Annotated in this window: 1 protein-coding gene; it reads left to right on the top strand. The window is 76.1% G+C overall.

The window, feature by feature from the left end; genetic code table 11:
* Positions 1-861, top strand: an 861-nt coding sequence (locus tag SCA03_RS34815; protein ID WP_141275908.1) for a condensation domain-containing protein, incomplete at both ends; no start/stop codon positions are given.

The following is an 861-nucleotide window of genomic DNA, read 5'->3' as shown; positions in this document are numbered from 1 at the left end:
CGCTGGGGATTTCGGGTGCGCTGGATGCGGGGGCGATGGCGGCCGCGGTGGGGGATGTGGTGGGGCGGCACGAGAGTCTGCGGACGGTGTTCCCGGCGGTGGACGGCGTGCCCGAGCAGCGGATCCTCGACCCGGCCGAAGCCCGTGCGCGTGTCTGTGCCGGGGCCGGTGCGGGTGCCACCTGTGCTGGGGCCGGTGCCGATCCCGGTTCCGACGCCGTTCCCGAGGCCGATGCCGCGCCCGGCGACGACGGTGACCCCGGCGTCGACGCCGTTCCCGATCCCGACGGCGTGCCCGGTGCCGACGCCGCGCCCGGCGACGACGGTTGTCCCGGCGTCGACGCCGACGCCGCGTGGCACGTGGTCGACGCCTCCGCATGGCCGGAACAGCGGCTGGACGAGGCGGTCCGTGCGGTGGCCCGCCGCGGGTTCGACCTCGCGGCCGATCTCCCGTTCCGTGCCCGGCTGTTCGCGGTGTCCGCCACCGAGCACCGGCTGGTGCTGGTGGTGCACCACATCGCCGGTGACGGATGGTCGCTGGCCCCGCTGCTCCGTGATCTGTGGAGCGCGTACGAGGCCCGCCGCGCCGGGGCCGCGCCGTCCTGGGCGCCGCTTCCGGTGCAGTACGCCGACTATGCGCTCTGGCAGCACCGGGCCCTCGGCGACGAGGGGGACGAGGACAGCGTGCTCGCCCGGCAGATGCGGTACTGGGAGCGCCGACTGGACGGTCTGCCGGGCAGGTTGGAGCTGCCGACGGACCGCCCGTATCCCCAGGTCGCCGGCCATCGGGGCGGCCGGGTCGCCGTCGCCTGGCCGGTGGAGTTCCAGGAGGCCGTGCAGCGGACCGCGCGGGAGCGGGACG

The organism is Streptomyces cacaoi, from assembly GCF_006539165.1.
GTDB classification, from domain to species: domain Bacteria; phylum Actinomycetota; class Actinomycetes; order Streptomycetales; family Streptomycetaceae; genus Streptomyces; species Streptomyces cacaoi.
Note: the sequence above shows the minus strand (reverse complement) of the source record. Positions and strands in the feature narration are given on the sequence as shown.